Here is a 25,593-nt window from a genome sequence, read left to right as displayed (position 1 = left end):
TGCATTTAATTGGAAGAAAGGGCATCAGTGAATATTGTTGACCAATTGTTAAGACAAGGAAAGTCATTATTATCTCCCTTTGGACTATAACAAATTGGACAACAATATTAACTACGGGAATGATTCGGCTTAGTAAATGATTGACTTAGCCACCTTACCATACTATACTTATATGAGTATAAGTATCCAGCAAGCTTTTTTTATTATCCTTATTCATAGTCTAGATACTTTAATGCAGTGAATTAAAAAGGAGTTATTATGTCTAACCAATATTCCCGACAATCCAAAAACCCTAATAACGATCCCAGCAAACATATCAAAACCGGCTTTACGGCCTTGCAAAAAATGATAGCACTTATTGGGGGGATTTTAAGTATTATTGTTGCTACTATCACCATATCTAGGACTTTACATCCTAGTGATGATACCAAAAAAACTGACAATGGAACCTCAAGCTCAACAGTTGTCCATATTATTGAAAAAGATACTAAAGATACCACCAACCATGACAATGCTACAACACCGTCATCAACCGCACAAGAAACTCCGCAAACGTCATCAACACAAGCATCCTCTACAAGCCCAAGCACACAAAGTAGTCCTTCAACAAACTCTTCATCTGTTCCAGAAACCTCCAACGCCACAGACATAAGCCAACCTACACAATAAAATCCCACCTAGCAATAACTGTTTAACGATTAAAAAACCACAAGCAGGTTTTTGAACGATACTCCACAAGTTAGACCAAAAATCTAACCAATGGAACGACGTTCCTATTCCCTTGCCTGTGGTTTTTAATATGGCATTTAGAGGAGCCAGCTGCTAACACAACAGCTAAGTAAGTGCTGCCAAGCCACCAGTCTTAGTTTTTAGCGCATGGTGACAAATTCTTCAGCTCCGGTTGGATGGATGGCGACGGTACGATCAAAATCAGCTTTAGTGGCCCCCATATTGATCGCTACAGAAAAGCCCTGAATCATTTCATCAACGCCATAACCGATGCCGTGCAGACCAACAATCTTTTCTTTCTCACCGACTGTGACTAGTTTCATGAAACATTTTTGCCGATGCTCACCAAGTGCTGTGTACATAGGTGTGAAGGTGGATTGATAACAATGCACCTGTTTTGCACCATATTCATGAATAGCTTGCGCTTCTGTTAGACCAATTGCCCCAATGGCTGGATGGCTAAAAATGACACTAGCAATATTATTGTAATTGAGTTTTGCTTTAGTCTGATGATTAAAGAGACGTTCTGAGAGGTAGCGACCAGCTGCAATAGCAACTGGTGTGAGAGCTAGTTTGCCATTAACATCCCCGATTGCATAAATCCCTTGCACAGAAGTTTGCTCGTAGTCATCTGTCTTGATATAACCTTTATCGTCTAGGGCCACACCAATTTTTTCTAATCCATAGCCACTCGTATTTGGTTGCCGGCCGATAGCCCAGATGACTTGATCAACGATTGTAGACTGACCATTGGTAAAAGATAATTCCAGCTGACCGTTGGGTAATTGGGTCACAGCTTTGGCATCAGAGTGTGTCACTAGTCTAGGACCAGACTTGGCCATTTGTTCGACCAAGACCTCAACGACATCACTATCAAATGTGCGCAAGGGACGATCATGCCGAACATACAAGCTCACGTCAGAACCAAGGGCTTGTAAGACACCAGCAATTTCAACAGCAATATATCCTGCACCCACAATAGCGACTTTTTTAGGTAACTCTTCCAGTGCAAAAAAACCATCTGAGGTGATGCCCAACTCAGCACCAGGGATTTTGGGCACACGCGGTCTACCGCCAGTCGCAAGTAAAATATGCTCAGCAGTATACTGTTGATCACCAACTTGGACGGTATGTGAATCACAAAAACGCGCATAGCCCTTTAAGACTTCAACACCTGTTTGCTTAAACCCATTCTCATAAGACTTATGAATCCGCTCAATATAGGCCTCTCGATTGTTTTTTAAGGTTGCAAAAGTAAAATCCGTCTGCCCGACTTCAAAACCATAGTCCTTGGCATAGCTCGATAGGGTTTCAGCAATTTGGGCGCCATACCACATGACTTTTTTAGGCACACAGCCCAAATTGACACAGGTTCCTCCGATTTCCTTGGCTTCAATCAGCAAAACTTTTGCTCCTCGCATCGCCGCCCGGTTAGCAGAGGCAATGCCGCCACTCCCGCCACCTATAACAATATAGTCATATGCTTTCATGTTTTCTTCCTTTCCTATTATGCTGTCATGGCTTTGCTTTATTCAAACTTACATCAAAAGGCATTAGTTCAAATGAAGCTAATGCCTTTTTGGCCGGTCGTCAATTAGACGAGGTCTTTAAGTGGTGCAAACACAATACGTTCAATATCGGTGATATAGACTGAAAGATGTTGTTGGGCATCAAAGTAGGCTTTGAGCAAGGTATTTCCTTCAATTTTTTGGCTAAGTTCTTGGATTTCTGCTTGTTCGTCAGCAGATGGGGTTTGACCAGATTGCATCAGCCCCTGAATTTTTTCTTGCATGGCAACAAAGTCAGAAAAAAGCGCATCTGCTTCGGCATTTTGGGCAATCGCTTCTTTTGCGGCCTCTACTTGTTTGAATTCTGGGAGAGAACGCAAGGCGCGCTCTAAATGATTAGCATGGTCATAAATTTCTTGTGACATGATAGTCTCCTTTTTAAATGGTAGTCTCATCATACCATAATTTTATGGATTAGTCGCTTAATAGTCTTTTAAATACTGACGATAAGTGTGCAGGTAGTGTCGCAAATCCTCCATAGATGCAGCCGGAAAGGACGCTAACAGTTCTTGCGCCAAAACAGTGGCAACCACATGTTCCATTACCACGCCGGCTGCCGGTAGAGCTGTAGGATCAGACCGCTCAACAGTAGCTTTATAAGGCTCATGGCTATCAATATCTACCGACATCAGAGGCTTATACAAGGTGGGGATGGGCTTCATCACGCCATGGATAATCAGAGGCTGGCCATTAGTGACGCCACCTTCAAAACCGCCTAAATGATTCGTTTTACGGCTATAGCCCTTTTCCTTGGTCCAGATGATTTCATCCATGACTTGAGAACCCTTTAGATGGCCCATGGCAAAGCCCATACCAAAGTCAACCCCCTTAAAAGCATTGATAGACAAGACAGCCTGGGCTAGCTTGCCATCTAACTTTTTATCCCAATGACTGTAATCACCAAGACCAGCGGGCACGCCTTCGACAACTGTCTCAATAATGCCACCAATCGTATCGCCTTCTTTTTTGATGGCATCAATCTGTGCCTTGATGCTTGCCTCCTGGTCTGGATTAACAATTCCTAGATCCGACTGCGCTGTGAGCGCCCTAATAGTGGCCACATCTAATGAGTCTGGCAATACAATCTCTTGACCGCCAAAAACTAAAACGTGATTAGCCAACTGAATCCCTACATCTGCTAAGAGCAGCTGGCAAACTGCTCCCACAGCAACACGCATCGTTGTTTCCCTGGCAGACGAGCGCTCTAAGGCATTGCGCAAATCCCTGTGATGAAACTTCATGCCACCGACCAAGTCAGCGTGGCCAGGCCGTGGGCGGCTAACCCGGCGTTTTCCTTTTAAAGCAGCAGGAATATCCTCAACAGCCATAACCTCTAACCACTTTTGATGGTCTTTGTTGTGGACAGTGAGGGTGATGGGGCCACCTGTGGTTTGGCCATGGCGAACGCCTGAGGAAATCTCAACCTGATCTTTTTCAATGGCCATTCGGGCTCCACGCCCATAGCCGCCTTGGCGCCGCTTTAGGGCGTGATTGATGGCCTCAGCTGGCAAAGACAATCCTGCTGGAATGCCTTCAATAATAGCTGTTAATGATGGGCCGTGTGATTCTCCTGCGGTTAAATAACGCATGACAGCTCCTTTGCATTTTTATAGTTATTACTTACTGATTGCTTTTCGTTGATGGAAAAAGCATTATTCTTACTGTAAGAATAATGCTTTATTAAGATAACAGTCATACTTCCATTTCAAGGACCGTCATGATTTTTTTCATATCAGACAAAGACACCTGGCCTGGGGCACTGCTTTCATCCATAGAGACAAAAGTCCAGGAAGAGCCAACCACATCTCCTGATAAACGTGAAATTCGCCCTAATTTTCCCATGGACATGGTCGCATAGGTCTGCTCAGGATTTAAGGTTTTAAAACCACGAGTATAATTCATCAAATCAAGGACATCTTGCTCGCTCTTTGGCATGACTGCAATCTTGACGACTCGAGGAGCCAATTTTGTCATTTCTGAAAAAGCTTGCATTAGGCTTTCTGGCGTTTCTTCGAAGTTATGGTAGGAGAGTATCAGATTAGGAAACTCTAACATTTGATGAAACACGTCTTTGTGCGTAAAATATTCAAAATCAATATAATCAGGATTATAGATGCTATTAATTTCCTTGAGGATTGCGACGTATTCGTCATCAGTCAGCGAAAGCTGACCGCCTTGCTCAGAGGTGCGCAAGGTGAAGATAATCTCCCGTCCGGCAAATTTTTCAAAAATAGCTGGCGCAACGGAAATAATGGCTTCTTTTGGAAGATAGTCTGCTCGCCACTCAATGAGATCTACATCATCATATCTTGCAATATCAATAGCTTGTGCTTCTTCAATGCTATGGGGCATTACGGGTGCTACAATTCTCATTTTTGTACCTTCATTGTAAAAACCTTTAAATAATTACTTCTTTCGTCTGCTGAATTTATTGTAAAATCATCGGGCAGTTGTTGGAAATCAACCACTTGAACACTGTGTTCCCCAAAGCCTTTTTGGAGTTGTTGCTTAAACTGCTGCTTGGACATATTGGCAGCATTGGTTGATGCTATCAAATAGCCACCTGGCTGTAGTAAATCAAGGGCCTGGGCGATTAATCTATGATAATCTTTGGTAACAGAAAACGTCTGTTTTTTGTTACGCGCAAAGCTTGGAGGATCAATCACGATAACATCATACTTTAAGCTTTTACGTTTGGCGTATTTGTAATACTCAAAAACATCCATGACATAAAAACGATGCGCCTTTGGGTCCAAACCATTTTCGCGGAAGTGAGCAAGCGAGAGTTCTTTAGAGCGTTTCGCTAAATCAACCGAGGTTGTAGAGCTTGCTCCGCCAATTGCCGCTGCGACAGAAAAAGCTGCCGTATAGGAAAAGAGGTTTAGTACGGACGCTCCTCGTGCGAGCCCTTGTACCAGTTTTAAGCGAACGTCATGCTGGTCCAAAAAGATCCCCGTCATTAAGCCATTATTTAAAAAAACATGGTAGCGTACGCCATTTTCCGTAATAACATAATCTTTTGGGCAGTGTTCTCCATATAAGTGCGAGGATTCCGGCAAGGCTTGCTGCGTTTGGTATCTTATCTTACTATAAGCTCCTTTAATGTCGGGGAAAACTGCCTGAAAAGCTTCCGTAATTATCGGCAGCTGCTGATACACAAAATGATTGTACCAAGAAAACACCGCAAAGTCATCATAGCGATCAATGGTCAATCCACCAAAATCATCACCTTCTTGATTAAAAAGTCGATAGGCAGTTGTATCCTTGGAAGTTTCAAAGGCCTTGCGTTTAGCTTTAGCTGCTTGGAAGAGTTGAACAAAATAAGCTTTTGTTAAGCTGATTTTTCCCTGTCCCAAAAACCAGCCAGAGCCTTTATTTTGGCGTGATAAATAGGCTGTGCCAATTAAGCGCTGTGATGACTTAGCATAGAGATAGACGATCTGGTCAGTCTTCATCTGATGATCTAGGGCTTCTCCATCTAGCAACTGAACGCCAGACATTAGCTTCTTTTCTAAAAAAGAATTGATATAGAGCTTACTCATAGTCTATATTATACCAAATACTCTTAAAAAATCATAGTAAATTTGAACTCAAGCCAAGCAAGTGCGTCTTTTTTTTGATATAATCTAATTTGAGATTTTGTCTTTAGGAAAAAATAGTTAAGGAAGTTCCTAGTGTGAATAAATTAAAAACGTTTTGCAATAGATTAATCAATACCAGGTTTGGCTTTGTTCTAGCCTTAGTTTTCCTTTATTGGGTAAAAACTTTTTGGGCCTATCATGTTGACTTCTCACTTGATATTTCCAATCCCTATCAGCTGTTTTTAACAGTAATTAACCCAATTCCTTTTGCCTTGCTCCTCATCGGCTTGGCTCTTTATATCAAAAATACGAAAGCCTTCTATATTACATCGTGGCTCTTGTACATCGCACTTAACTTATTACTGATTTCAAATTCCATCTACTTCCGTGAATTTTCTGATTTCATTACTGTTAGTGCTATGCTAGCTAGTAGTAAGGTTTCTGCTGGTTTAGGGGATGCTGCCGTCAACCTGGTACGCATCTGGGACCTGATTTATGTGCTTGATTTTCTCATACTCATTCCTTTATTTATCACCAAAAAAATCAAGCAAGATTGCAGGCCCGTTAACAAACGCGCCTCATTTGCCATTACAGCTTTGTCCTTTCTACTCTTATCAGTCAATCTATTTTTAGCAGAGATTGATCGACCAGAGCTATTGACGCGCGGCTTTTCCAACACCTACATCGTTCGGGCTTTGGGCTTACCAGCTTTTACTGTCTATAGTGGCAATCAAACCTATCAGGCCCAAAAAGAACGCAATGGCGCCACAGCCAGTCAACTCAGCCAGGTACAACATTATGTTAAAGAGCATTATGCTGCCCCAAATCCCAAATATTTTGGCGCGGCTAAAAATCGCAACGTTATTGTCATTCACTTAGAGAGTTTTCAACAGTTTGTGATTGATTATAAACTAAAAGATGCTGATAAAGAGTACGAAGTCACTCCCTTTTTAAATTCCCTTTACCATTCAAATGACACGCTGGCTTTTTCAAACTTTTTCCACCAAGTAAAAGCCGGAAAAACCTCTGATGCAGAAACCATGATGGAAAATTCTCTGTTTGGCTTAAATAGTGGATCCTTTATGGTTAACTACGGTGGTGAAAACACCCAGTTTGCTGCTCCAAATATCCTAGCACAAAAAGGCGGCTACACTAGCGCAGTGTTTCACGGGAATGTCGGGACCTTCTGGAACCGCAATAACACCTACAAGCAATGGGGCTACAACTACTTTTTTGACTCCAGCTACTTCTCCAAACAAAACGACCGCAATTCCTTCCAGTATGGGCTTAACGATAAATATATGTTACGTGACTCCATTAAGTATCTGGAACGGCTGCAACAGCCCTTTTATACCAAGTTCATCACTGTAAGTAATCACTACCCTTACACGAGTCTAAAAGGTGAAAGCGATGAAGAAGGTTTCCCCTTGGCTAAAACCAAAGATGAGACCATCAATGGCTATTTTGCCACTGCCAATTATCTGGATTCTGCCTTAAAGGCCTTCTTTGACTACCTCAAGGCAGCAGGACTCTATGATAATGCCCTTATCGTTTTATATGGTGACCACTACGGTATTTCCAACTCACGCAACACCAGCCTTGCTAAGCTCTTAGGGAAGGACCCAGAGACCTGGTCTGACTATGACAATGCCATGTTACAGCGGGTCCCTTATATGATTCATATCCCAGGTTTCAAACAAGGGGGCATTCATAATACCTTTGGTGGGGAAATTGATAATCTACCAACCTTGCTTCACCTTTTAGGGATTAATACTACGCATTTTGTCCAGCTGGGACAAGACCTCCTATCTCCTGACAACAAGCAAATCGTTGCCCAAAGGACCTCAGGAACTTATATGACCCCACAGTATACGAGCTATGGCGGACGCCTCTATAATACAACGACTGGTGTTGAAATCACCAATCCTGATAAGGTAACAACTGCGAAGGTCAAAGAAATTCGTGAAGCTACAGCTAGCCAATTAGCGATGAGTGATTTGGTGCAAACAGGTGACCTGCTGCGCTTTGATACCCATAATGGGCTCAAAGCAGTCGATCCTAGCGCCTTTAACTACACCCATCAATTAAAACAATTGGTCAAGGTAGAAAAGGAACGCGGCGCCCATTCCACTAGCTTATATGACCAGCGCCAACAAAAAAGCTCGCAGGATTTATTTGTAGCACCTTCTTACCTCCAATTAAATCCCGAGGCCAAGCAGCCTGAAACCAGCAAAAGCAGCGAAGCGGACAAGTCTAAACAATAAGCTAACACGTCAGTACCTGCTACCAAAAACAAATCCCTCCCTTGAATGATAGTTATGCTATCACACAAAGGAGGGATTTCATTTATTTAAAAGAGGAGAGCCGTGGGCTCTCTGGGTAATGGTTGGGAGTTATAGAGTTTGTTATCTAAACCAACGAATGTCTCTTATTTTTTTAGGTGTTGATAAGCATTTTTCTAAATCTTCTAAACGTTTTAACCTTTCAGAATTCGAAAAATAGGAGTCATTTTGCATTAGTTTTAAATAGTCATAACCAGCTTTCATGTCTTTTTGATATCTACTTGGCACATCCTTAATTGCCTTTTCAAGTAAACTTAGTTTTTTTTCAAATATATTTTTAACGGTTCCATCAGCTTCAGCACTTCTTACTTCTTCTTCAACAGCTCGAATTTTAGAGAAATCATCTAAGGATTCAACCTTAGTCTGAAAGTTATTTTCTAAATGTCGACTTTTGACTTTGTTCATCAATTTTTCTCTATCGGTTTCAAGTGCTCGTTCAGTTTCCGACAAGTTTGAATTATGCGTCACCCTCAATGCACTCACGGGTCGGGTTCCTAGGGTAAACATTAGTCCGGCAAGGACTGTTAAACTGCCCATAAGGCAGGCTACTTTAGATAATTTCATGATAATCTTCAAATGATAGGGAAGGCCTTTCTAAGCTTGGGTGGGCCCGCTGGCTTTTGCTTAGGAAACATCCCTATCTATTTTCCTTTCTGATAATGTGTTTTCGCTCTTTGGCAATAAAAAAGAGCAGGGTTGTGATTTTAAGTTATAGCCGGCTAATCACTACCACATTATATTATAATAAGATTATAAAATAAATACCTTATCTCTCTTATTTTATTGATTTTTGCTAAAAAAATGACCCTGAAAATCAGGTCTGATCAAAGCTCTCTAGCATTGTTTTTGAGCGGACAAATGAAAGCTTGATCTGCTGCTTTTTCTTTATCCTATTTGCTTTCATCTTTATTTAATCTGATTAATTTTTGGCTAGACAAGTTAGTATAAGCTGCTATAATGTTATTACCTGTTGATGAAGGAGATATAAGAGAGATATGTTTACACAATCCAAACAAGGCATCACAAGAGGCGTCATAGCCATCCTCGCCTTAGCTGGCCTAGGTACTTACACAAGGTCAGCGCAAGCCATTACCCAATGGGAAGATTATAAGGCCAAGATGGTCTATTACTACACTAGCGAGTATGCTCAGATTGATAATAGCGTCCGCTATAGTAAGGAAGTTCAAGAAAAGGATGGCAAAAAGGTCCTGCACTGGACGATTAATTTTAACCCTACCCAGGAAAGGTGGAATCATCCTAAAAGGGTGCTTTTTCTGCCCAAGGAAGCTAAGCCCACTACTATTAAGATGGGCGTTTGGGATCAACAGCATGTCAATAACACCTGGACGGGACACTACCGGGAAAATGCTACCAAGGATTATAATACTCAGGCTTTGTTGGAGAGGGTTCACCATGAGTCTAAACCCAGAACCGAAACCTACGCTGTATCTTTTGACAGCCAACGAGCAGAGTTTGAGAAACTCTGGAGCTCGACTATCCAACAAACCCAAGAAGGCGACTCACTCAGTAATTTCAACGCCATCAAAGACCAGGGGCGGTTTGGTCTGGCCGTTGTCCAGCACTCAAATGACCACCTGGTTAATCTGATTTTCCGTTGGGAATTTGACACCCCGCTCGAAAATGGCCTTGATGCTGAAAACACGCCATTCATTGTCGGTACCATCATTGAAAATGGTTACTATCCACGATTCCTAGGTGAGATGGAACGTGAGAAACTCACGCTTAACACTAGAAACAAGCATTTCTGGCAGGATTCGCATTATTACTTGAAAAATGCAAATGACAACTTTGTATGGAAAAAACGCTGGGGCACGATCACACCACAGGTTAAGGAACAAGTCTTAAACAAAGTCGGAATTGAAGAAGGTTATGCACCCTTAGACCTCTTTAGCCTACAGGAAGAAACAAACAAAACGCCTGTATTGGTGTTACCAGAAGCTATCAAAGAAACTGAGAAAAAAGAACACGACCGGACCTTGTTTGATACCCATCCTGACTTGCGAAGCAAGGCACAATTTTACACCCCTTCCTTTTTTAGGCGACTCTTTCGCCGTTAAAAATCAAAGGGCTTGGTAAGCAGCCACTAGCCCCTTGGCTTCAAGCAAGATAAAATATAGCAATAACCCCCAAGTAACGGTCACACCTTTCCTTTACTTGGGGGCTTTGTCGTCCTTAGCACCAAGCCTAACCATGTGATGCATGGTACAGCTCTTCTTAGCTTGCTTGTGAAAAAGCTTCGCTACATTGCTAGCAAGCGGAGCTAAACTTGCTCTAGCTAAGTATTTTCAAAAGAGCACCAGTGTTAAAGGAATAATCCGGAGCAAAGCTTCATCTTTCTATCATTTTATGAATGTTTGATTAGACAATTTGTGTTTAATGATTATAATAGAATTACATATCAATAAAGGAGATGTAGAGATGTTAACGCTATCTAAACAATGCATCAAAAAAAGTGCCCTACTCATTGTAGCCTTCGTTGGGTTAGGCACTTACGGACAAGCAGCGCAAGCCAATACCCAGTGGGAAGACTATAAGGCCCAAATGGTCAACTCCTACTACGATAGTGACTATCGAAATATTGATAAAAGCGTCCGCTATAGTAAAGACATTAAAACAGATGACAAGGGACAGAAATATATCCACTGGACGGTGAACTTTAACCCCACCCGAGAAAGGTGGAATTACCTAAGAGCGGTCATGTTTTTACCAAAGGAAGCCAAGCCAACCACAATTAAGATGGGCGCCTGGTATCAAAACTATCAAAACAACACCTGGAAAGGCAACTATTATCATAATGCTGTCTATGACCATAAGACCGAAGATTTGTTAAAGCAGCCCTTCTTTTCCTCTACCTTAGGAAGTGATTATTATGCCGTTTCTTATCATGACAAGCGCTCTGAGTTTGCCGACCTTTGGAGCAACACTATCCAACAAACACAAGAAGGCAATTCACTCAGCAATTTCAATGCCATTAAGGATGAGGGACGTTTTGACCTGGCATTTGTCCAATATGCAAAGCGTATTATTGCCGACACCGTCATTTATCGTTGGGAATTTGATACGCCTATTACCAATGATATGGATGTTGACAATATTCCCTTTATCGTTGGTGTGATTGGTGAGGCGAACAAATATCCCCGCTTCTTAGGTGAGATGGAACGGGAAAAGGTTAAAATTGAACTCAAAGACTATGCACGTTATCAGTTCAAAAAGCAGAGCGATGATTTTGTCTGGGTTAAACGCTGGGGCGGTATCACTACCCAGGTTAAGGAACAAATCTTAAACAAGGTGCAAGTTGCCAATGGTTATGTCCCACTAGATCTCTTTGGTATTAAAGAAAATGGAACCAACGAACCTATCATTGTCATGCCTGAAGCTGTTTCTAGTGATACACATAATGGGCAAACTTTACCTGAGACAGAGCCTAGCTTAAAAGATAAGATTCAGCATTACAACCAACCTCAATATTGGAGTGGTTATGGACGTAATCATGGATATAGTTATGGTTATGGACGTGGATATGGACGCCGCTAGGATAGAACAAAGCACCTAAACTTAATAACATAAGATTTCATCCCAAGTACGTTTTTCACTTGGGATGTTTTCTTTAGACTATTTTAAAAGGGAAGACCGGTGTGGTCTTCCCTGTCTTGATAGCTTACCCCACATACTACATAGGCGTGACTTGTGCTTCTTGTTGCTGAACCAGAATTATAAACGCTTGCCGGAGGTGCAACAAAGGCAGAAGTCCGCTCAGCAGATACTACTTGTAGTTAAGCGCCTGAGGTCTGCTCGGTTGATAGTGGTTATAGTTATAGTTATAGTTGTTGCTGTAGTTGTGGTTGAACCGAGACCAGTGTTGCTCTGGTTGGCGCCAGTATTGATTATGATGTCGGTACTGAGAATTTGGTCCTTGAACAGAGGCTGGCACTGGAGCAGCAGGTGCAGGTGAAACTACTGGTTCATGATTACTTAATAACCTTGTAAACCTTCCCACTCTATTTTCTAAGTTCGGATTTCTATAGTGTGACTGTGGCTGAGCCGGAGCCGGAGTTCTAGGAGCCCTAGGTGCCGCTACTACTGGCTCTGATACCGGCGCTGAGTCTTTTCGCGCTTGCGGTGCCGGAGCTGGCGCTGGTCTAGCAGGTGCAGGTGTAGATTCTGTTCCTGGATTATCTACTGACCTCCTAATCCTTGGCCTTCTATGTTCCGCCCCTACCCTAGCGCGTGATTGTGGCTGAGCTGGGTGCGTACTTCTAGGTGTCAGTGTTGGCTGCGAATGCAGAGCTGGTTCTGAGGCTGTTTTAGCTGGAACAGGCGCTGGTCTAGCTGGTGTAGGTGAAACTGCTGGTTCATGAAGCGTTAATGACCTCTTAGCCCTTTTTGGATTCTCTTCACGGGTGGCTTGTGATCCCCGGCTTGAAGTAGATGATGCCGCAGAAACTGTTCTTGCTTGTTCAGTTGGTGAAACCTCCCGCTTGGCAGCTTCTGACATCGTATTATCCAATTTTTTAGATTCTTCCTGAATTTTCTTTTTCAGATTTTGTCTCTCTTCAAAGGTTAAAATGGTAGATGAACGTTGACTTCTTCGCGCTAAATATTCGGCTTCTTCTTGCTGAGCTTTCTCTTCAATGTCTTTATTTTTGTCAAGTACCTCTTTATTTTTCTCTATAAAGGTATCTCTCTCCTTTTCAAATTGATGTTTAATTTGCTCTATTTCATTTTCATAGCTATTAAGTTGGATAGATATATCTGTATGATTAATTGCTTTTTGCAAGTCTTTATAAAATGTAATGTTACTAGATAAAGTCGAACTGATATTTTTATAATCTTCTTCTGTGGCTACTTTATTTAAATCTAATTTTTCTAAATCTTCATCAATTGAAGACATCAAATTTGAAATAGTGTTTTTGAAATTTTCAGCCGTATTAGAATTTTCTCGCAGTTTATCAAAGTCAGTCTTAAGTTTTTCGTTTGCTGTTTTAAGCTTTTCCTTAATCTCTTGAGAAACAATAAATGGAACACGCTCACGTAAAGCAACGTCAGCATTGACATAGAGGAGTTTAGCCGTTGATTGGCCTTTGGCCCATTCTTCAAACTCCTTATTAATCACCATATAATTTCTATCGCTTCGGTTTTCTTCTGCTTGAGTCACATTCTTGTATTGATCTAAGCTATTATTAAAGTAAAAATCATAATAATATTCTGACTCATTTGCATCTGCACCGCCACCGGTGGAATCAACTAAATGCCAGGCATTGTCAAAGAAGACCCGGGTGGTGGCATGTAGCGCTCCACCTTCTGTTACACCTTCCACCATGTAGGAGGGCAGACCTAAGAGGTTCATAGCACGTGCGGTTGCGATACTATAGCCCACACACATGGCTTTTTTACGTGTGGCCACAGCAAATAAATCTGATGAGATATTATAGGATTTGCGGTCAGTTCGATAAACTTTCAGAGCATCGAAATCATAAGGAATTTTCTTTTTCAAGTAAACTACCCAGCGTTTAACTTTTTCCCGCTCTGTGGGAGCATGGGCTGCGCCAGATTCTTTTAGCATTTCTAGAAGTTTTTCATCATTGTTCTTAATCTTTTCTAAAGTAATTTTGCTATTTTCATATTGCTCTGTGTAAGTGTTCGCCAGTCCCAAAGTATTCGAATGCAGGGTAAGACCGTTAATCCCATTATAGGTTCCCAGAGTTTTTCTAAGACCATTTGACCCTAGAATAATATCTAGATAATTATCTTTTTTTAGGTCAAAGAGGGAATGAACTCCAAATGTTCCAACCTTTTGACGAATATCTTTCGTTTTTTCTTCATATTCGGACTGGTTATTAACCAGAATATCTTCGTTTTTTACAATGAAAACAACATGCCCTTGTTGCAACTTTCCGTCAACTTTAACAGCCGTATAGCCTTCTGGAATTTTTGAGGCCAAATCACTAACACTGACATTTTGTTCCTTAAAGTTAGATAAACCTAATTCCCAAATCTTAATATCAGTTGCATCTTTTAATTCTTCTTGTAATTCTTTAAGCAACTCTTCTCGAGTTTTGTTATATTTTTCAATTTTCTCAAAACTTGTTGCTACCGGTCCCGCCGGTTGCGCCAAGGTATAGGTCGGTGAAAAGCTGCTGCTTTTGGGCAAATGCCCGCTTGTAAACGCTGTCATTCCTATAATTGACAAAGCCAACAGTGATATAGTTGTTGTCTTTCTTTTTCCCATTTTGATTCCTTCATATGTTGTATGTAGTGATTCCCTGACCGTTTGACAGAAGACCACTAGTCAGAGCCTAAGCCCGCTCCTAAGGTCCTTGCACTTAAATCACCTCATGTCGCTCACTTGCAAACTCTACTTCTTATCAGGAGAATCGACTCATCAGAAATAGCACGTCCTAAGTAAGCTGGTTAAACTAAAATGTCCCAATGCCATAATGGCTGGACTACCTAGCTGCTAACTTACCAATATTGCATCTTTTCCAAAGTCAACCCTCCCCACACTATAATGTATGAGTATTATATTAGAATTCCTTAAAAAGTACAAGGCCATTTTCGGGTTATTTCTTTGCTTATGTACCCTCGTTCAAGCTTGAAATAACAAGCTTTTTCTTATATTTGTGAATACCTTCACAATAATGAATAACCTGTTTGCATCCGCCTTGATGAACAGCAAAGACAGAAAGCTGATCGAATCCACTCAGACTGCTCTTTGAGCTTGGCAGTAGGTCTGAGATTACAGGACCTAGCCCTGGAGCAAAACCGATCCAAAGGCGCACGGAGTGGAACTGCTAGCTTTTGGACAATAAAAAAATTGAAGAAAAGACTCCATAATGGGCTTTTACTTCAATCTGAGATTAGGTTTTTCAACCTTTACTTTATTTGCCTAATTTGTTTTTTGCGGCATCTGCAAGTGCAGTGAAGCCTGCTGCGTCACTAACGGCTAAGTCAGCAAGCATTTTACGATTGACTTCGATCTCCGCTAATTTCAAACCATGCATGAGTTGGGAATAAGATAAACCATTCATACGTGCTGCTGCATTGATACGCGTAATCCATAGTTTGCGGAAGTCACGTTTTTTCTGACGACGGTCACGGTATGCATAGTAGTAAGAATTCATTACTTGTTCTTTTGCTGTACGGAACAAGATATGTTTTGCACCATAGTAACCTTTAGCTAATTTAAGTACACGTTTACGACGTTTACGTGAAACAACGCCACCTTTTACACGAGCCATTTATATTTCCTCCAAATAATTCTTATCAATCTAGTAACTGTTTAGCTGGATCTTTTATTTAAGACCAGTAAGCATTGCTTTAATGCGTTTGAAATCGCCTGCGCTCACCATTGAAGCTTTACGAAGGTGACGACGTTGTTTTTTTGTTTTTCCGTGGAAACGGTGTGATGTAAACGCGCGGAAGCGTTTTAATCCGCCAGAACCTGTACGTTTAAAACGTTTAGCTGATGCGCGGTGTGTTTTTTGTTTTGGCATTTTAATATTCTCCTCTTAACATGATAGATAAATTGACAATTATTTCTTGTCAGGAATAGGTGCGAGCTGCATAAACATTTGACGGCCATCCATTTTTGCTCTTTGCTCGATTATCGCAATATCCTGGGTTGCTTCTGCAAATTCCGCCAAAACCTTGGCACCAATCTCTTTGTGAGTAATCATCCGTCCTTTGAAACGAATAGAAACCTTAACCTTATTTCCCTTTTCGAGGAATTTACGGCCATTCCGAAGTTTCGTCTCAAAATCACCCTTATCAATCACGGGACTAAGACGGACTTCTTTTACCGTCACAACGCTTTGTTTTTTACGTTGTTCTTTTTGTTTCTTTTGGTACTCAAACTTGAACTTACCATAGTCCATGAGTTTGGCAACTGGAGGCGTAGCTTGCGGTTGGATTAAAACCAAATCAACATTTGAAGCATCTGCTAAGCTTTGTGCTTCAGATAATGGCTTAATGCCTAATTGCTCACCTTCGAGACCAACTAGACGAAGTTCACGTACGCGAATTTCATCATTAATGAATAGATCTTTTTTAGCTATGATCTTCACCTCTTTATTTTTTTAGAGAAAAACAAATTCGGGCCTGAAAAATCAAGCCCGAAACACATAATATCCACAATGGATCTTGACATGTAGGGCCAGACAACACAGAGTCGTAAGGCGAGAAGCTCTCGCTTCTGCTTTTCTCATTAGTACTAGTCTAACATATCTAACAAGACATGTCAATGATTTTTTCTGCTTTTTCTTGAATAAAGGCAATCACACCTTGAATATCAATACCAGTTGTATCAAAATGAATGGCATCGGCAGCTGGTTTTAAGGGGGACAAGGCCCGGTGACTGTCCTTATAGTCTCTGGCCTCAATTTCTTTTTTCAAGGTTTCTAAGTCTGTCGCAATTCCTTTTGCAAGATTTTCCTTGTAGCGGCGTTCTGCACGTTCCTTGGCTGAAGCCACCAGAAAAATTTTCAGCTCAGCGTCTGGTAAAACGACCGTGCCAATATCGCGGCCATCCATGATGATGGCACCTGATTTGGCAATTCGCCGTTGCTGCGCAACAAGCTCTGCTCGAATTTCTGGAAGTGCAGAGACCCAGGACACGTTGTTCGTGACATCATTTTGCCGAATGGCAGAGGTAACCTCTTGGTCTCCTAAGAAGACCAGCTGTGAGCCATCCGCAGCCTTAGCAAAGGAAATCGGGTGACTTGCGAGCTCCTTTAGGATGAGCTGTACATCAGCAGCTTGGTAATGATGTTGCAAAGCAATGTAAGTTGCGCAACGGTACATAGCTCCAGTGTCTAAATAGGTGTAGCCAAGATTTTTGGCAATAATCTTGGCAACGGTACTTTTGCCACTAGAAGCGGGTCCGTCAATAGCAATGCGAATGGCTTTCATGATTTTCCTTATCTAATTAATATAAACGCTGTCGCCAGGGTTGGCATACCAGTAACCCTGCGTCATATGATCTGGATTTAACTGCTGCAATTGGCTGACAGAAATGCCAGCCCGACCAGCAATTGCTGCTACTCCTTCACCTGGTAACACTTGGATTGTTTGGCCTTTTTGTTCACTAGAGCTTGAAGGTGCTGTACTAGATGAACTAGATGGCTGTGTTTCTTTTGCCTTGGATGAGGAGGTCTTGGTACTTGAGGCTTTGCTTGCTTTTGGCTTTGCCTTTTTGGATGCGTGTCGACGTGACCGATGTCTTGAGGTGTGCTTGGTGGCTGTTTTGGACGTTTGGGCTCCATAAAAACCACCTGTCTCTGAGTCCTTATTGCCACCACTATTAGAAGTGTAGAAAAACACAAACAAAATGGCAACAATAATCACAAAGAAAACACTTAATAACCCTGTCAACCAGGGCGTGCTTAGTACTGTTTTGGCATGCTTCTTTGAACGCGTTTCTGCTTGATCGTTCACAATTTTTTCTTCCCATGGTTCTTTAGCCATGTGCTTCCCCCTTGTTAAATTATCGACTTCATATTAAAATAATAGTATGAAAGTATCGATCATTCCTGAAAAATGTATTGCTTGTGGGCTTTGCCAGACTTATTCCTCACGCTTTGACTATCATGACGATGGTATTGTCAAATTTGCTCATTCTGATGAACTTGTTCAGACGATTGATGACAATGATCAAGAAACACTCAAGGCTGTCAAAACCTGCCCAACCAAAGCTCTTACCCTCCTGTAAGAGCTTTTTTATCATTCTTATAGGCTTCAAAGTAGTCTAAATTGACAAAATTATCAACCAAGATAACTTCTCCTTTAAAGTGAGAATTAATAGCCAAATCATCCAAAAAATATTTTTTAGGCCATTTTCTCATATAAAAGAGGTAGGTCTTATCGTTAATAAACAAACGAATAGTGGATTTGCTTACTTCGATTTTTGAAATATCAGAAATTAACACACGGTGTGGGCCCCAAATTTTAAAGGATACAATGCGTAGGATGCCATTAGGCTCAATTGTAAAATACCGATGCAGGCCTATGCCAACCAAAATGATAAACAGGGCAAATAACACAAAAACGCGGCTGGGAATTTCCGTTCTTTCATAAAGTAAGGATAGACCAAGGAAAATTGGGGCAAAAGCAATTGACCAGTAGATAATGGAAAAGGATAATTCCGGTTGCCAATGATACCTAATCTTACCAAAAAGTTTAATCAAATCGTTTCACCTCGTTTCTTTGCTTCTAGCAGGTAGCATGCTTACTGCTTTTGGACTATGCCAAGAATGACATCAACTGCTTTAGTCATTGTCTCTAGGCTGACATATTCAAAGCGCCCGTGCATGTTTTCGCCCCCTGCAAAAAGATTAGGGGTCGGAATCCCCATAAATGAGATTTTAGAGCCATCTGTACCTCCGCGAATGGGCTCAATCACTGGGGTGATGCCAGCTTCTTCCATAACGGTTTTAGCTAGCGTGATCGGTGTCATATCTTTTTTGATCACCTGCTTCATGTTATAGTACTGGTCTTTTAGGGTGATGAGAACACGCTTTGCACCTAGTTCGTTGTTCATTTTGTCAGCGATAGCCTGAACCAATGCTTTACGCTTGGTGAAACTTTCATCCTCAAAATCACGGATAATATACGATGCTTTAGCTTGATCAACCGTGCCAGAAAGTTCAGCAAGATGGTAAAACCCTTGGTAACCTTCGGTTTTTTCTGGGCGGTCAGCTTCTGGTAGCTGGGCATGGAAATCCATGGCCAACTGTAAGGCATTAATCATTTGATTTTTTGCTGTCCCTGGATGGACATTGCGCCCCATGAAATGGGCCTCTAATCCTGCGGCACTAAAGGTTTCGTATTGCAGCTCACCGAGTGGTCCGCCGTCTACAGTGTAGGCAAAGTCAACGGCAAAATCAGTGACGTCAAACTTATCTGCACCGACACCAATTTCTTCGTCAGGGCCAAAGGCGACCTTAATCTCACAGTGCTCAATGTGGGGATTTTGAACCAAATACTCAACTGCTGTCATGATTTCAGCAATGCCTGACTTATCATCAGCCCCTAAGAGCGTGGTCCCATCGGTTGTAATCAAGGTTTGACCATGGTACTTTGTAAGGTTAGGAAATTCTTTGGGGTCAAGAACATAACCTGACTTTCCTAAAGAAATGGCGCTACCATCATAGTCCGAAATGACTTGAGGATTTATGTTTTCAGCATTAAAATCAGCGGTATCCATATGGGCGATAAAGCCGATTTTGTGTTTAAAACGAGAATGACTGGCAGGTAGGGTGCCAATAAGGTAGCCATTTAGGGGATTGTAGTGTACATCTTGTAAGCCAATGGCTTCCATCTCGGGCTGCAAGACATCCAAGGCAAAGGCCACTTGGCTGTGCGTACTTGGTGTTGTTAAACTGGTCGCATCGCTGCGAGTATTTACTTTTACATAGGTTAAAAAACGCTCTAGTAGCTTATCATAAGTCATAATTCACCTCAATAATTTCCAATTCTATTATAGCATAAACCTTTTTAAAAAAACTGACTGGTATCAGTTTTTTCCTTGTTTACAGTTATATAGTTTTAGAGAAAACATTAGTATGTTTTGTTCACAACTGCTGCGACTAATCAGCTTTGGCTGATGGGACAGATTTGCTTAAGTTTAGTAAACAAGTCTAGCCTGCTGCCTTATTTTACTCTGTGTGATCTTTAAACAAAACTGATACCAAATGCTGCGCTGTCTGCGACCAAGTGAAATGCTCTTTGACGCGCTGTTGTAAATTTTCCTGCAGGCTTTGGCGTTTGGCAGGCTGGGCTACTAAATCTTCCAGGGCACTTTGTAGGGCCTGTTGATTTTCTTCAATAATAAGCCCAAGGTCCGCATTGGTGATGACCTCTACCGTTCCACCGCGGTCAGTAGCAATCACGGCACAGCCTAATAAGCCAGCTTCTAAAATCGAAGTGGGCAAACCTTCTGGGTACATGGATGGATAGGTAAAAATATCAGTCTGGGCTAGAAGAGACATGGTCTCGTCATAATTCAATTTTCCTAAAAAATGAATCTGTGGACTTTGGTAACGGGCTTTTAACTCGGCCAAAATCGGACCATCACCAGCAATTTGGAGCTGAACAGAGTCTGGAAATCTTGCGGTTGTAAACGCTTGAAGCAGCATTTCAACGCCCTTTTCTCTGAGGATGCGGCCGGCATAGGTGATAAAGAGGGTACCGTCTGGCTTCTCTTTGTAGGTTGCTTGCCCAAACTGCGCCAGCAAATTATCTGCGACCGAATTGTAAATAACCCCATCAGCTTGGATGTTGAAGTGTTTGAGCCAATCGGCGCTCCTTTGCGATACGGCAAAAAAGCTAGGCTTATAGGCCTTGACGCGTCTGGTTAAGGCGTGCTCATAGAGTGCACCAAAGCTATCCAAAAGCTTGTTATTTACTGTAAAGTGGCTACTACCATGATCAAGGACTAAGGCTGGTACTTGTTTTGTTTTGGCATAATCAAGTCCGATGAGTGTGGTAAGCTGAAAGCGGGTATTGCAGATGACATAGTCTACTGATTCTGCTAATAGGCGAGTATACAGGTCTTGGAAAGTCTTATTTTTGGCCAACAACGGATAACGTTGCTTAAATAGCGATTGGCTCGGCAGTCGGTAAATTTTGCGGCCTTGATTGACTTCGTAGTCGGGTAAGTTAGCATGATTACTGGTGACAATAATGATCTGATAGCCTAGCTTGACTAACTCGAGGGATAATTTGTCCGTGTAGCGTTCGATTCCCCCTAAAAATGGCAGAAAATAACCTGAGAAAAACACGATTGTCTTAGTCTTGTTCATCTTGATTTACCTCCATCTGCAGACCGTCACGCAGGCCTTTGGCCATGGCTGTTATTTTGGCCCATTTATCCTCTTCAAATAAAAGCACCCGTAAGAATTCATCACGAATATAGACATATAAGCCCTTGGTCAACTGCCTGTCGTATTTTTTCTTAAGATAGATGGTATTGCGCACCATATAGTATTTACGAAAGGCGGAATGGTTATAAATATAGCGTTTTTTGCCTAAGAAATAAACTTGTCTAGCATGACCGATTTCATGGTCAAATCCAATGAATGCTATTTTATAGGTGTAATAGCCCAGCTGGCTATAGTGAAAATTCAAGTCAAAATCAACAAGATCAATAAACATCTTGTCATCAAAGCCCTTGCTTTGGGCAAAGATAGCAGTATTCATAAAAGCTGCTGAGGTAATGCATTTATCAACGATTTCATATTCTACCTCAGGTATTTGGATTGCTTCTTTATTAATGTCTTGAAACAAACAAGTGAGGATGCCTGCCTTAGGCAGATCAATGTAGGGTAAGTAAGAAGCAATTAAGTGAGGTTTCACTACGGTGTCTTGGTCAAGGGTTAAAAACCAGTCATATTGTTTGGAAACAGCATAGGATCCGATCTGATTTAAAGCTGCGGCAATCCCTCGATTTTCGTGCAAGGGAATCAGTGCAAGCTCTGGAAAACGGTCCTTAATTTGTTGGAAATTGGTTGACCCATTGTCAACGATTAACACCTGATCAACCTGAGGTAGAATAGCTTGAACATTTGCTGCCAAGCGATCCATATCGGGATTAAAGGTAACAATACCTGCTAAAGTTTTTATCATTTTTTCTCACGTCTCATATCTGAAAACAAGCTTAACACGGGAGTTTTCATTACTATTATCATAATGGCATAAATCAAGACACCCACCATAGCTTGTAGGGCATAATTGAGGATGCTTACCGGCATGTGTGTATCCATTAGATGGAGGACAAAGGCCACTACCGCTGCGGCAATGCTATAGCGCAAAAGGCCACGGGTCAATTCTTGGAAGGTAAAGACATCTTTGAGGGATAAAGCCTGATAAGCAGACACCACCAATTCGGTCACGACTGTTGAAATGACCGCTCCCATCGCTCCTAACAAAGGAATCAACAATAGGTTCAAAATAACATTGCAAATCAAACCTGCCACAGCCGATAAGGTGTAGGCCGTCTGCCTACGCGAGGCGAGTAAAAATTGAGTGCCTAAGGCATTGCCGTAGGAAATAAAAATAATCATTAGGGACTGCACCGCCATTAGAGGGCCAACTGGTTCATAGCCTTTCCCGAAAAAGAAGACGGCAAAACTAGAAGAAACTCCAATAACACCGCCAATCATCAACATAGAAAGGGCATTACTGAGATCAACTAATTTTAACAGCAAACGCTTGGCCTCATCGACTCTGTCCATGGAAAACAAACTGGATAAGCGCGGCAAAAAGACACCGCCAATAGCTGTTACAATGGTGAATAAAATGCGGATTAATTTATCAGATTGGTCAAAATAGCCCGCTGAAACGACCCCGTCTAAGGCCCCAAGCATATTTTTATTTAAAGAAAGATAGATCTGCATAGTGATCTGGGGCAAAAAAAGCATTAAGGTTGGCTTGAGATGCTTAAAGATTTCCAATTGCTTAAAGGGAATCCAGATGACTTCCTTTCTTAAAAAGGGCCAAACTGTCAGATTACCTAACAACATCGAAAAAGAAATCAAAAAGATATACAGGCCTAAGTCTTGCCGGCTCTTAATCAGGACAAAGGTTAAAATGACGGTCGTTACCTTAACAAAGGTATTACGAACGACGATTTTTTTAAAATCTTCAACGCCGATAAAATACCAGGAAATATCAGTTAGGGTGGCTAATAAATTAATACCATTGAGCAAATAATAGATTTGCCAATCCTTTGACATAAAAACAAAGCCTAAAAAGAGTACAGAAGCAATCCCTACAGAAACAAACTTAAGAAAGACCAGTTCCCAAAAAACTTTACTTCTTTTGTACTTATTTCGCTGGACAAAGGCAATTTCGCGGTTCCCATATAGGGAAATCCCAAGGGCACCAATCAAGGTAAAATAAGTGACAATAGCACTAGTATAGGAATTAATCCCCACACCTACAGGTGTCAAGACACGTGAGACATAGGGCACGGTAAATAGGGGAATAATTAGTGTTAAGATTTGATAAGTCGTATTATAAAGAATATTTTTAATTAATTTCATGACTACCTCAAAATCAAGCTAATCACCGTATCAAACAACAACAAACCATTTGATACCAGGATGAGCCCCAACAAGAAAAGCGGCACAAGGCGCCTTGCTGCTTGGTTTAGGCGACTAGCGGTACTAGCAGCAAAAACTTGCAGCGTTAATAAGGTCGGGGTGAAATAGCGCCCTTGCACACCTTCGATGTAGCTTGTTCTGGCACCATTATAGTCTAGCATGATAAAAAATACTCCAAACACACCTAAGAAGAAAAAGGCAAGATAGGTCAAGCCAACCGAACGGCTCGCAATGAATTTTTCTTCTGAGAATAGAACGGCAAAAATCAATAAGTACCAAACGGCCGATACCCAGGTTGGAATATAGTTGAAACTAGGGTAAGGCGCTGCCAACCAGGAGGTAATGTCATTGCTTAGTAAATCCGTTCCAGCATAATTATAGCCAAAAGTCATCAAATAGCGACGAATCACAATAAAGGGGCCACCGTGCGGCAGTGTTACGATCACAAAACCAGCAAGTAAGAGGGCTAGGATTCCTAAACGTAGCCACCACTTGCTCTTGACATAGGCAGTGTACTGACTTAATCGTTGACGATAGGCTTGTGCTTGTGGATAGTCACAGTTTAGTAAGACCACAGGAATTAGCAGCAACAACAACCAATAATTTTGTTTACAGCCAAGCAGTGTCAAGAGTGTAACAAGTAAAAAAGCAATCAGACGTCGCTTGGTGATTTGCCGATCAACCAAGGTATTAATCTGTAATGCCATGAGCCAGGCAACAATTACAAAACCGGTCGCATCATAAGACAGACTAGCAAAGGCATTCAAAGCAACCGGACTCAAAAAGACAGCAAAGTAAATCAAGTGCCCTTTTTTGAGTGACTTTATAATCAACGTCAAGGCAGTAATTGCCATCAAGGAGGTGAACAAGCGAGCAACCGTAATCATCACTCCCATTGAAGGATAGATGAGCCGCCCTAGTCGTAAACCAATAGCCGGGATAACATGTCCCCAATAGACAAAATTAAATTTAGAATAGTTCACTTCGCGAGGGGCTTCTTGCCAGGAAATAAATTTGGCTCGGTTTAAATAGTATTTCTCAAATCGTGTCCCATCCTTATACGAATCTTGTTGAGACACCATGCCAGAAATAATATCCAATTCTCCATAACGAGAAGTATCAATAACGGTATTGCCAATACGACCAGAAACAGCCAAATGATATTGGCCGTCAGGTTCATTAAAAAATGGCATCAACAAGCTAAACACAAAGGTAATGGTTAAGCCAAGCACAAAAAAGGTCTTATAAATTGTTTTTGGCGAGAAAAATTCTGTTATTCTGTTCAAGACTGATGATTGCATGTCAACCCCATTATTTTTTAAAGATAAAGATTAGGTCGCGAATGCGATTTGAAAACGTATCGTAATACTCTCCTTCAAAACACATTTGCTGCAAGGTTTTCCACAAATGCCGTGACCTTGCATTCTCTAAGCGCTGCTGGTAAAAGTGATAATACTGTGTTATGCGGGCTTCTTTTTTTGATTGCTTCTCATGTAAGACAGCTTTAGCAATGGTAAAGTAGCCAAGGACAAGGTTTAATTCATAGATTTGCCTAGCGTGAGTGCTATGAATATTTAATAAATGGCCACTGGCATTGCCACCATGGCGCCTGTGCAAACCTACTGCTTGGTTAAGATTATAGCCTGTTCCTAAAAGTCCGGCAATTCCTGTGGTTAAATTATCATGGGAAACAACCAAGTCCTTTGAGTAATGCTTTATGATTGTTTTTAGAAAGGAATGGCGCATACAAAAGGTCCAGCCCTGCCGGTAATTATGATAGGTGTAATCAAGTGGGTACTTAGAAAGTAGGGCCTGACTGTCTGCAAATTGATAATTGTGTGGGACAGTGGCCGCATCACCAATCGTTTCAATATCAATATCCGCGCTAAGTAAATCAATCTGCGGATGCTTTTGCATCATTTGAACTTGGAGTTGATTTTTATCAGCATACCAAGTATCGTCTTGATCACTAAAAAAAATATAATCTACATCTAATTCAGTGGCATCACTCATGAGTTGCCGAAAATTTAAGCGCCAGCCCAGATTTTTCGAATTGCGAGTAATAGACCAACCCGTGAGCTGATGACGCGTGATATAGTCTGCGACCAGTGCCACTGTCTGATCAGTCGAGCCATCATCTCGCATAAGAACATAATCTGGTTGTAAGGTTTGGCGACGTATAGAATCCAATTGACTTAAAATAAAGGCTTGGCCATTATAGGTAGCCATTAGAACTGCTGTTTTTACCATAGGT

General features: G+C 41.5%; 24 protein-coding genes and 1 other annotated feature. Of the genes, 5 read left to right on the top strand and 19 right to left on the bottom strand.

Annotated elements, in window-relative coordinates; genetic code table 11:
* The first annotated feature begins 258 nt into the window (after positions 1-258).
* The gene (locus tag GWD08_RS05375; protein ID WP_159564637.1) at positions 259-669 is read left to right on the top strand and encodes a DUF6556 family protein; all 411 of its coding nucleotides are present in this window, start codon (positions 259-261) and stop codon (positions 667-669) included.
* Positions 670-869: 200 nt separating this feature from the next.
* Here GWD08_RS05375 and gorA read toward each other — a convergent pair whose 3' ends face one another.
* The 5 genes from gorA to GWD08_RS05350 all read right to left on the bottom strand — a co-directional run bounded on the left by gorA (position 870) and on the right by GWD08_RS05350 (position 5,839).
* On the bottom strand, positions 870-2,219 hold the full coding sequence (gene gorA, locus GWD08_RS05370) for a glutathione-disulfide reductase (RefSeq protein WP_159564635.1): 1,350 nt from the start codon (positions 2,217-2,219) through the stop codon (positions 870-872).
* Positions 2,220-2,323: 104 nt separating this feature from the next.
* Positions 2,324-2,662 (bottom strand): YlbF/YmcA family competence regulator, encoded by a 339-nt coding sequence (locus GWD08_RS05365; RefSeq protein WP_159545688.1) that lies wholly within the window; start codon positions 2,660-2,662, stop codon positions 2,324-2,326.
* A 57-nt stretch (positions 2,663-2,719) separates the two neighbouring features.
* Positions 2,720-3,886 (bottom strand): chorismate synthase, encoded by a 1,167-nt coding sequence (gene aroC / locus GWD08_RS05360; RefSeq protein WP_159564633.1) that lies wholly within the window; start codon positions 3,884-3,886, stop codon positions 2,720-2,722.
* A 103-nt stretch (positions 3,887-3,989) separates the two neighbouring features.
* The gene (aroD, locus tag GWD08_RS05355) at positions 3,990-4,670 is read right to left on the bottom strand and encodes a type I 3-dehydroquinate dehydratase (RefSeq protein WP_159545692.1); all 681 of its coding nucleotides are present in this window, start codon (positions 4,668-4,670) and stop codon (positions 3,990-3,992) included.
* Positions 4,667-5,839 carry a class I SAM-dependent rRNA methyltransferase gene (locus tag GWD08_RS05350; RefSeq protein ID WP_159564631.1) on the bottom strand — a complete coding sequence of 391 codons (1,173 nt, stop codon included), beginning with the start codon at positions 5,837-5,839 and terminating at the stop codon, positions 4,667-4,669. Before GWD08_RS05350 ends, aroD begins: the two co-directional genes overlap by 4 nt.
* 134 nt (positions 5,840-5,973) lie before the next feature.
* On the opposite strand from GWD08_RS05350, the gene GWD08_RS05345 reads away from it, so the two are divergent.
* Positions 5,974-8,142, top strand: coding sequence for an LTA synthase family protein (locus GWD08_RS05345; protein ID WP_159564629.1), 2,169 nt, complete (start codon positions 5,974-5,976; stop codon positions 8,140-8,142).
* A gap of 141 nt (positions 8,143-8,283) precedes the next feature.
* Here GWD08_RS05345 and GWD08_RS05340 read toward each other — a convergent pair whose 3' ends face one another.
* Positions 8,284-8,784, bottom strand: coding sequence for a hypothetical protein (locus GWD08_RS05340; protein WP_159564627.1), 501 nt, complete (start codon positions 8,782-8,784; stop codon positions 8,284-8,286).
* 431 nt (positions 8,785-9,215) lie between these two features.
* On the opposite strand from GWD08_RS05340, the gene GWD08_RS05335 reads away from it, so the two are divergent.
* The gene (locus GWD08_RS05335; RefSeq protein ID WP_159564625.1) at positions 9,216-10,298 is read left to right on the top strand and encodes a hypothetical protein; all 1,083 of its coding nucleotides are present in this window, start codon (positions 9,216-9,218) and stop codon (positions 10,296-10,298) included.
* A gap of 361 nt (positions 10,299-10,659) precedes the next feature.
* Entirely contained in the window at positions 10,660-11,775 is a 1,116-nt protein-coding gene (locus tag GWD08_RS05330) for a hypothetical protein (RefSeq protein ID WP_159564623.1), read from the top strand.
* A gap of 229 nt (positions 11,776-12,004) precedes the next feature.
* Here GWD08_RS05330 and GWD08_RS05325 read toward each other — a convergent pair whose 3' ends face one another.
* The 6 genes from GWD08_RS05325 to GWD08_RS05300 form a co-directional block, all read right to left on the bottom strand.
* Entirely contained in the window at positions 12,005-14,470 is a 2,466-nt protein-coding gene (locus GWD08_RS05325) for a transglutaminase domain-containing protein (protein ID WP_159564621.1), read from the bottom strand.
* A gap of 649 nt (positions 14,471-15,119) precedes the next feature.
* Positions 15,120-15,479, bottom strand: a complete 360-nt coding sequence (gene rplT, locus GWD08_RS05320) for a 50S ribosomal protein L20 (protein WP_159545708.1) — start codon at positions 15,477-15,479, stop codon at positions 15,120-15,122.
* 54 nt (positions 15,480-15,533) lie between these two features.
* Positions 15,534-15,734, bottom strand: a complete 201-nt coding sequence (gene rpmI / locus GWD08_RS05315) for a 50S ribosomal protein L35 (RefSeq protein WP_159545710.1) — start codon at positions 15,732-15,734, stop codon at positions 15,534-15,536.
* Between the two features lie 39 nt (positions 15,735-15,773).
* Complete coding sequence (gene infC, locus GWD08_RS05310; protein ID WP_159545712.1) at positions 15,774-16,304, bottom strand: translation initiation factor IF-3; 531 nt, start codon at positions 16,302-16,304, stop codon at positions 15,774-15,776.
* Between the two features lie 14 nt (positions 16,305-16,318).
* Positions 16,319-16,444, bottom strand: a sequence feature (ribosomal protein L20 leader region).
* Between the two features lie 20 nt (positions 16,445-16,464).
* Positions 16,465-17,148 (bottom strand): (d)CMP kinase, encoded by a 684-nt coding sequence (gene cmk, locus GWD08_RS05305; RefSeq protein ID WP_159564619.1) that lies wholly within the window; start codon positions 17,146-17,148, stop codon positions 16,465-16,467.
* Positions 17,149-17,160: 12 nt separating this feature from the next.
* On the bottom strand, positions 17,161-17,703 hold the full coding sequence (locus GWD08_RS05300) for an SAG1386/EF1546 family surface-associated protein (RefSeq protein ID WP_159545716.1): 543 nt from the start codon (positions 17,701-17,703) through the stop codon (positions 17,161-17,163).
* A gap of 46 nt (positions 17,704-17,749) precedes the next feature.
* Here GWD08_RS05300 and GWD08_RS05295 point away from each other — a divergent pair, with 46 nt between their 5' ends.
* On the top strand, positions 17,750-17,947 hold the full coding sequence (locus GWD08_RS05295; protein ID WP_159545718.1) for a ferredoxin: 198 nt from the start codon (positions 17,750-17,752) through the stop codon (positions 17,945-17,947).
* Here GWD08_RS05295 and GWD08_RS05290 read toward each other — a convergent pair.
* The 7 genes from GWD08_RS05290 to GWD08_RS05260 all read right to left on the bottom strand — a co-directional run bounded on the left by GWD08_RS05290 (position 17,934) and on the right by GWD08_RS05260 (position 25,589).
* Positions 17,934-18,422: an EbsA family protein gene (locus tag GWD08_RS05290; protein ID WP_159545720.1), complete on the bottom strand. Its 489-nt coding sequence runs from the start codon at positions 18,420-18,422 to the stop codon at positions 17,934-17,936. The genes GWD08_RS05295 and GWD08_RS05290 overlap by 14 nt on opposite strands.
* 41 nt (positions 18,423-18,463) lie before the next feature.
* On the bottom strand, positions 18,464-19,687 hold the full coding sequence (gene pepT, locus GWD08_RS05285; protein WP_159564617.1) for a peptidase T: 1,224 nt from the start codon (positions 19,685-19,687) through the stop codon (positions 18,464-18,466).
* Between the two features lie 205 nt (positions 19,688-19,892).
* On the bottom strand, positions 19,893-21,038 hold the full coding sequence (locus GWD08_RS05280; protein WP_159564615.1) for a glycosyltransferase family 4 protein: 1,146 nt from the start codon (positions 21,036-21,038) through the stop codon (positions 19,893-19,895).
* The gene (locus tag GWD08_RS05275; protein WP_159560475.1) at positions 21,025-21,858 is read right to left on the bottom strand and encodes a glycosyltransferase; all 834 of its coding nucleotides are present in this window, start codon (positions 21,856-21,858) and stop codon (positions 21,025-21,027) included. The genes GWD08_RS05280 and GWD08_RS05275 overlap by 14 nt, the downstream gene beginning before the upstream one ends.
* Positions 21,858-23,279, bottom strand: coding sequence for an oligosaccharide flippase family protein (locus GWD08_RS05270; protein WP_159545726.1), 1,422 nt, complete (start codon positions 23,277-23,279; stop codon positions 21,858-21,860). The genes GWD08_RS05275 and GWD08_RS05270 overlap by 1 nt, the downstream gene beginning before the upstream one ends.
* Before the next feature lie 2 nt (positions 23,280-23,281).
* Positions 23,282-24,640: a DUF2142 domain-containing protein gene (locus GWD08_RS05265; RefSeq protein WP_159564613.1), complete on the bottom strand. Its 1,359-nt coding sequence runs from the start codon at positions 24,638-24,640 to the stop codon at positions 23,282-23,284.
* Between the two features lie 10 nt (positions 24,641-24,650).
* Positions 24,651-25,589 carry a glycosyltransferase gene (locus GWD08_RS05260; protein WP_159564611.1) on the bottom strand — a complete coding sequence of 313 codons (939 nt, stop codon included), beginning with the start codon at positions 25,587-25,589 and terminating at the stop codon, positions 24,651-24,653.
* Between the last annotated feature and the right edge of the window lie 4 nt (positions 25,590-25,593).

The sequence above is a fragment of the Streptococcus halichoeri genome, from assembly GCF_009870755.1.
Lineage (GTDB): Bacteria > Bacillota > Bacilli > Lactobacillales > Streptococcaceae > Streptococcus > Streptococcus halichoeri.
The sequence above is the reverse complement of the archived record's forward strand: the minus strand, read 5'-3'. Positions and strand labels throughout refer to the sequence as shown.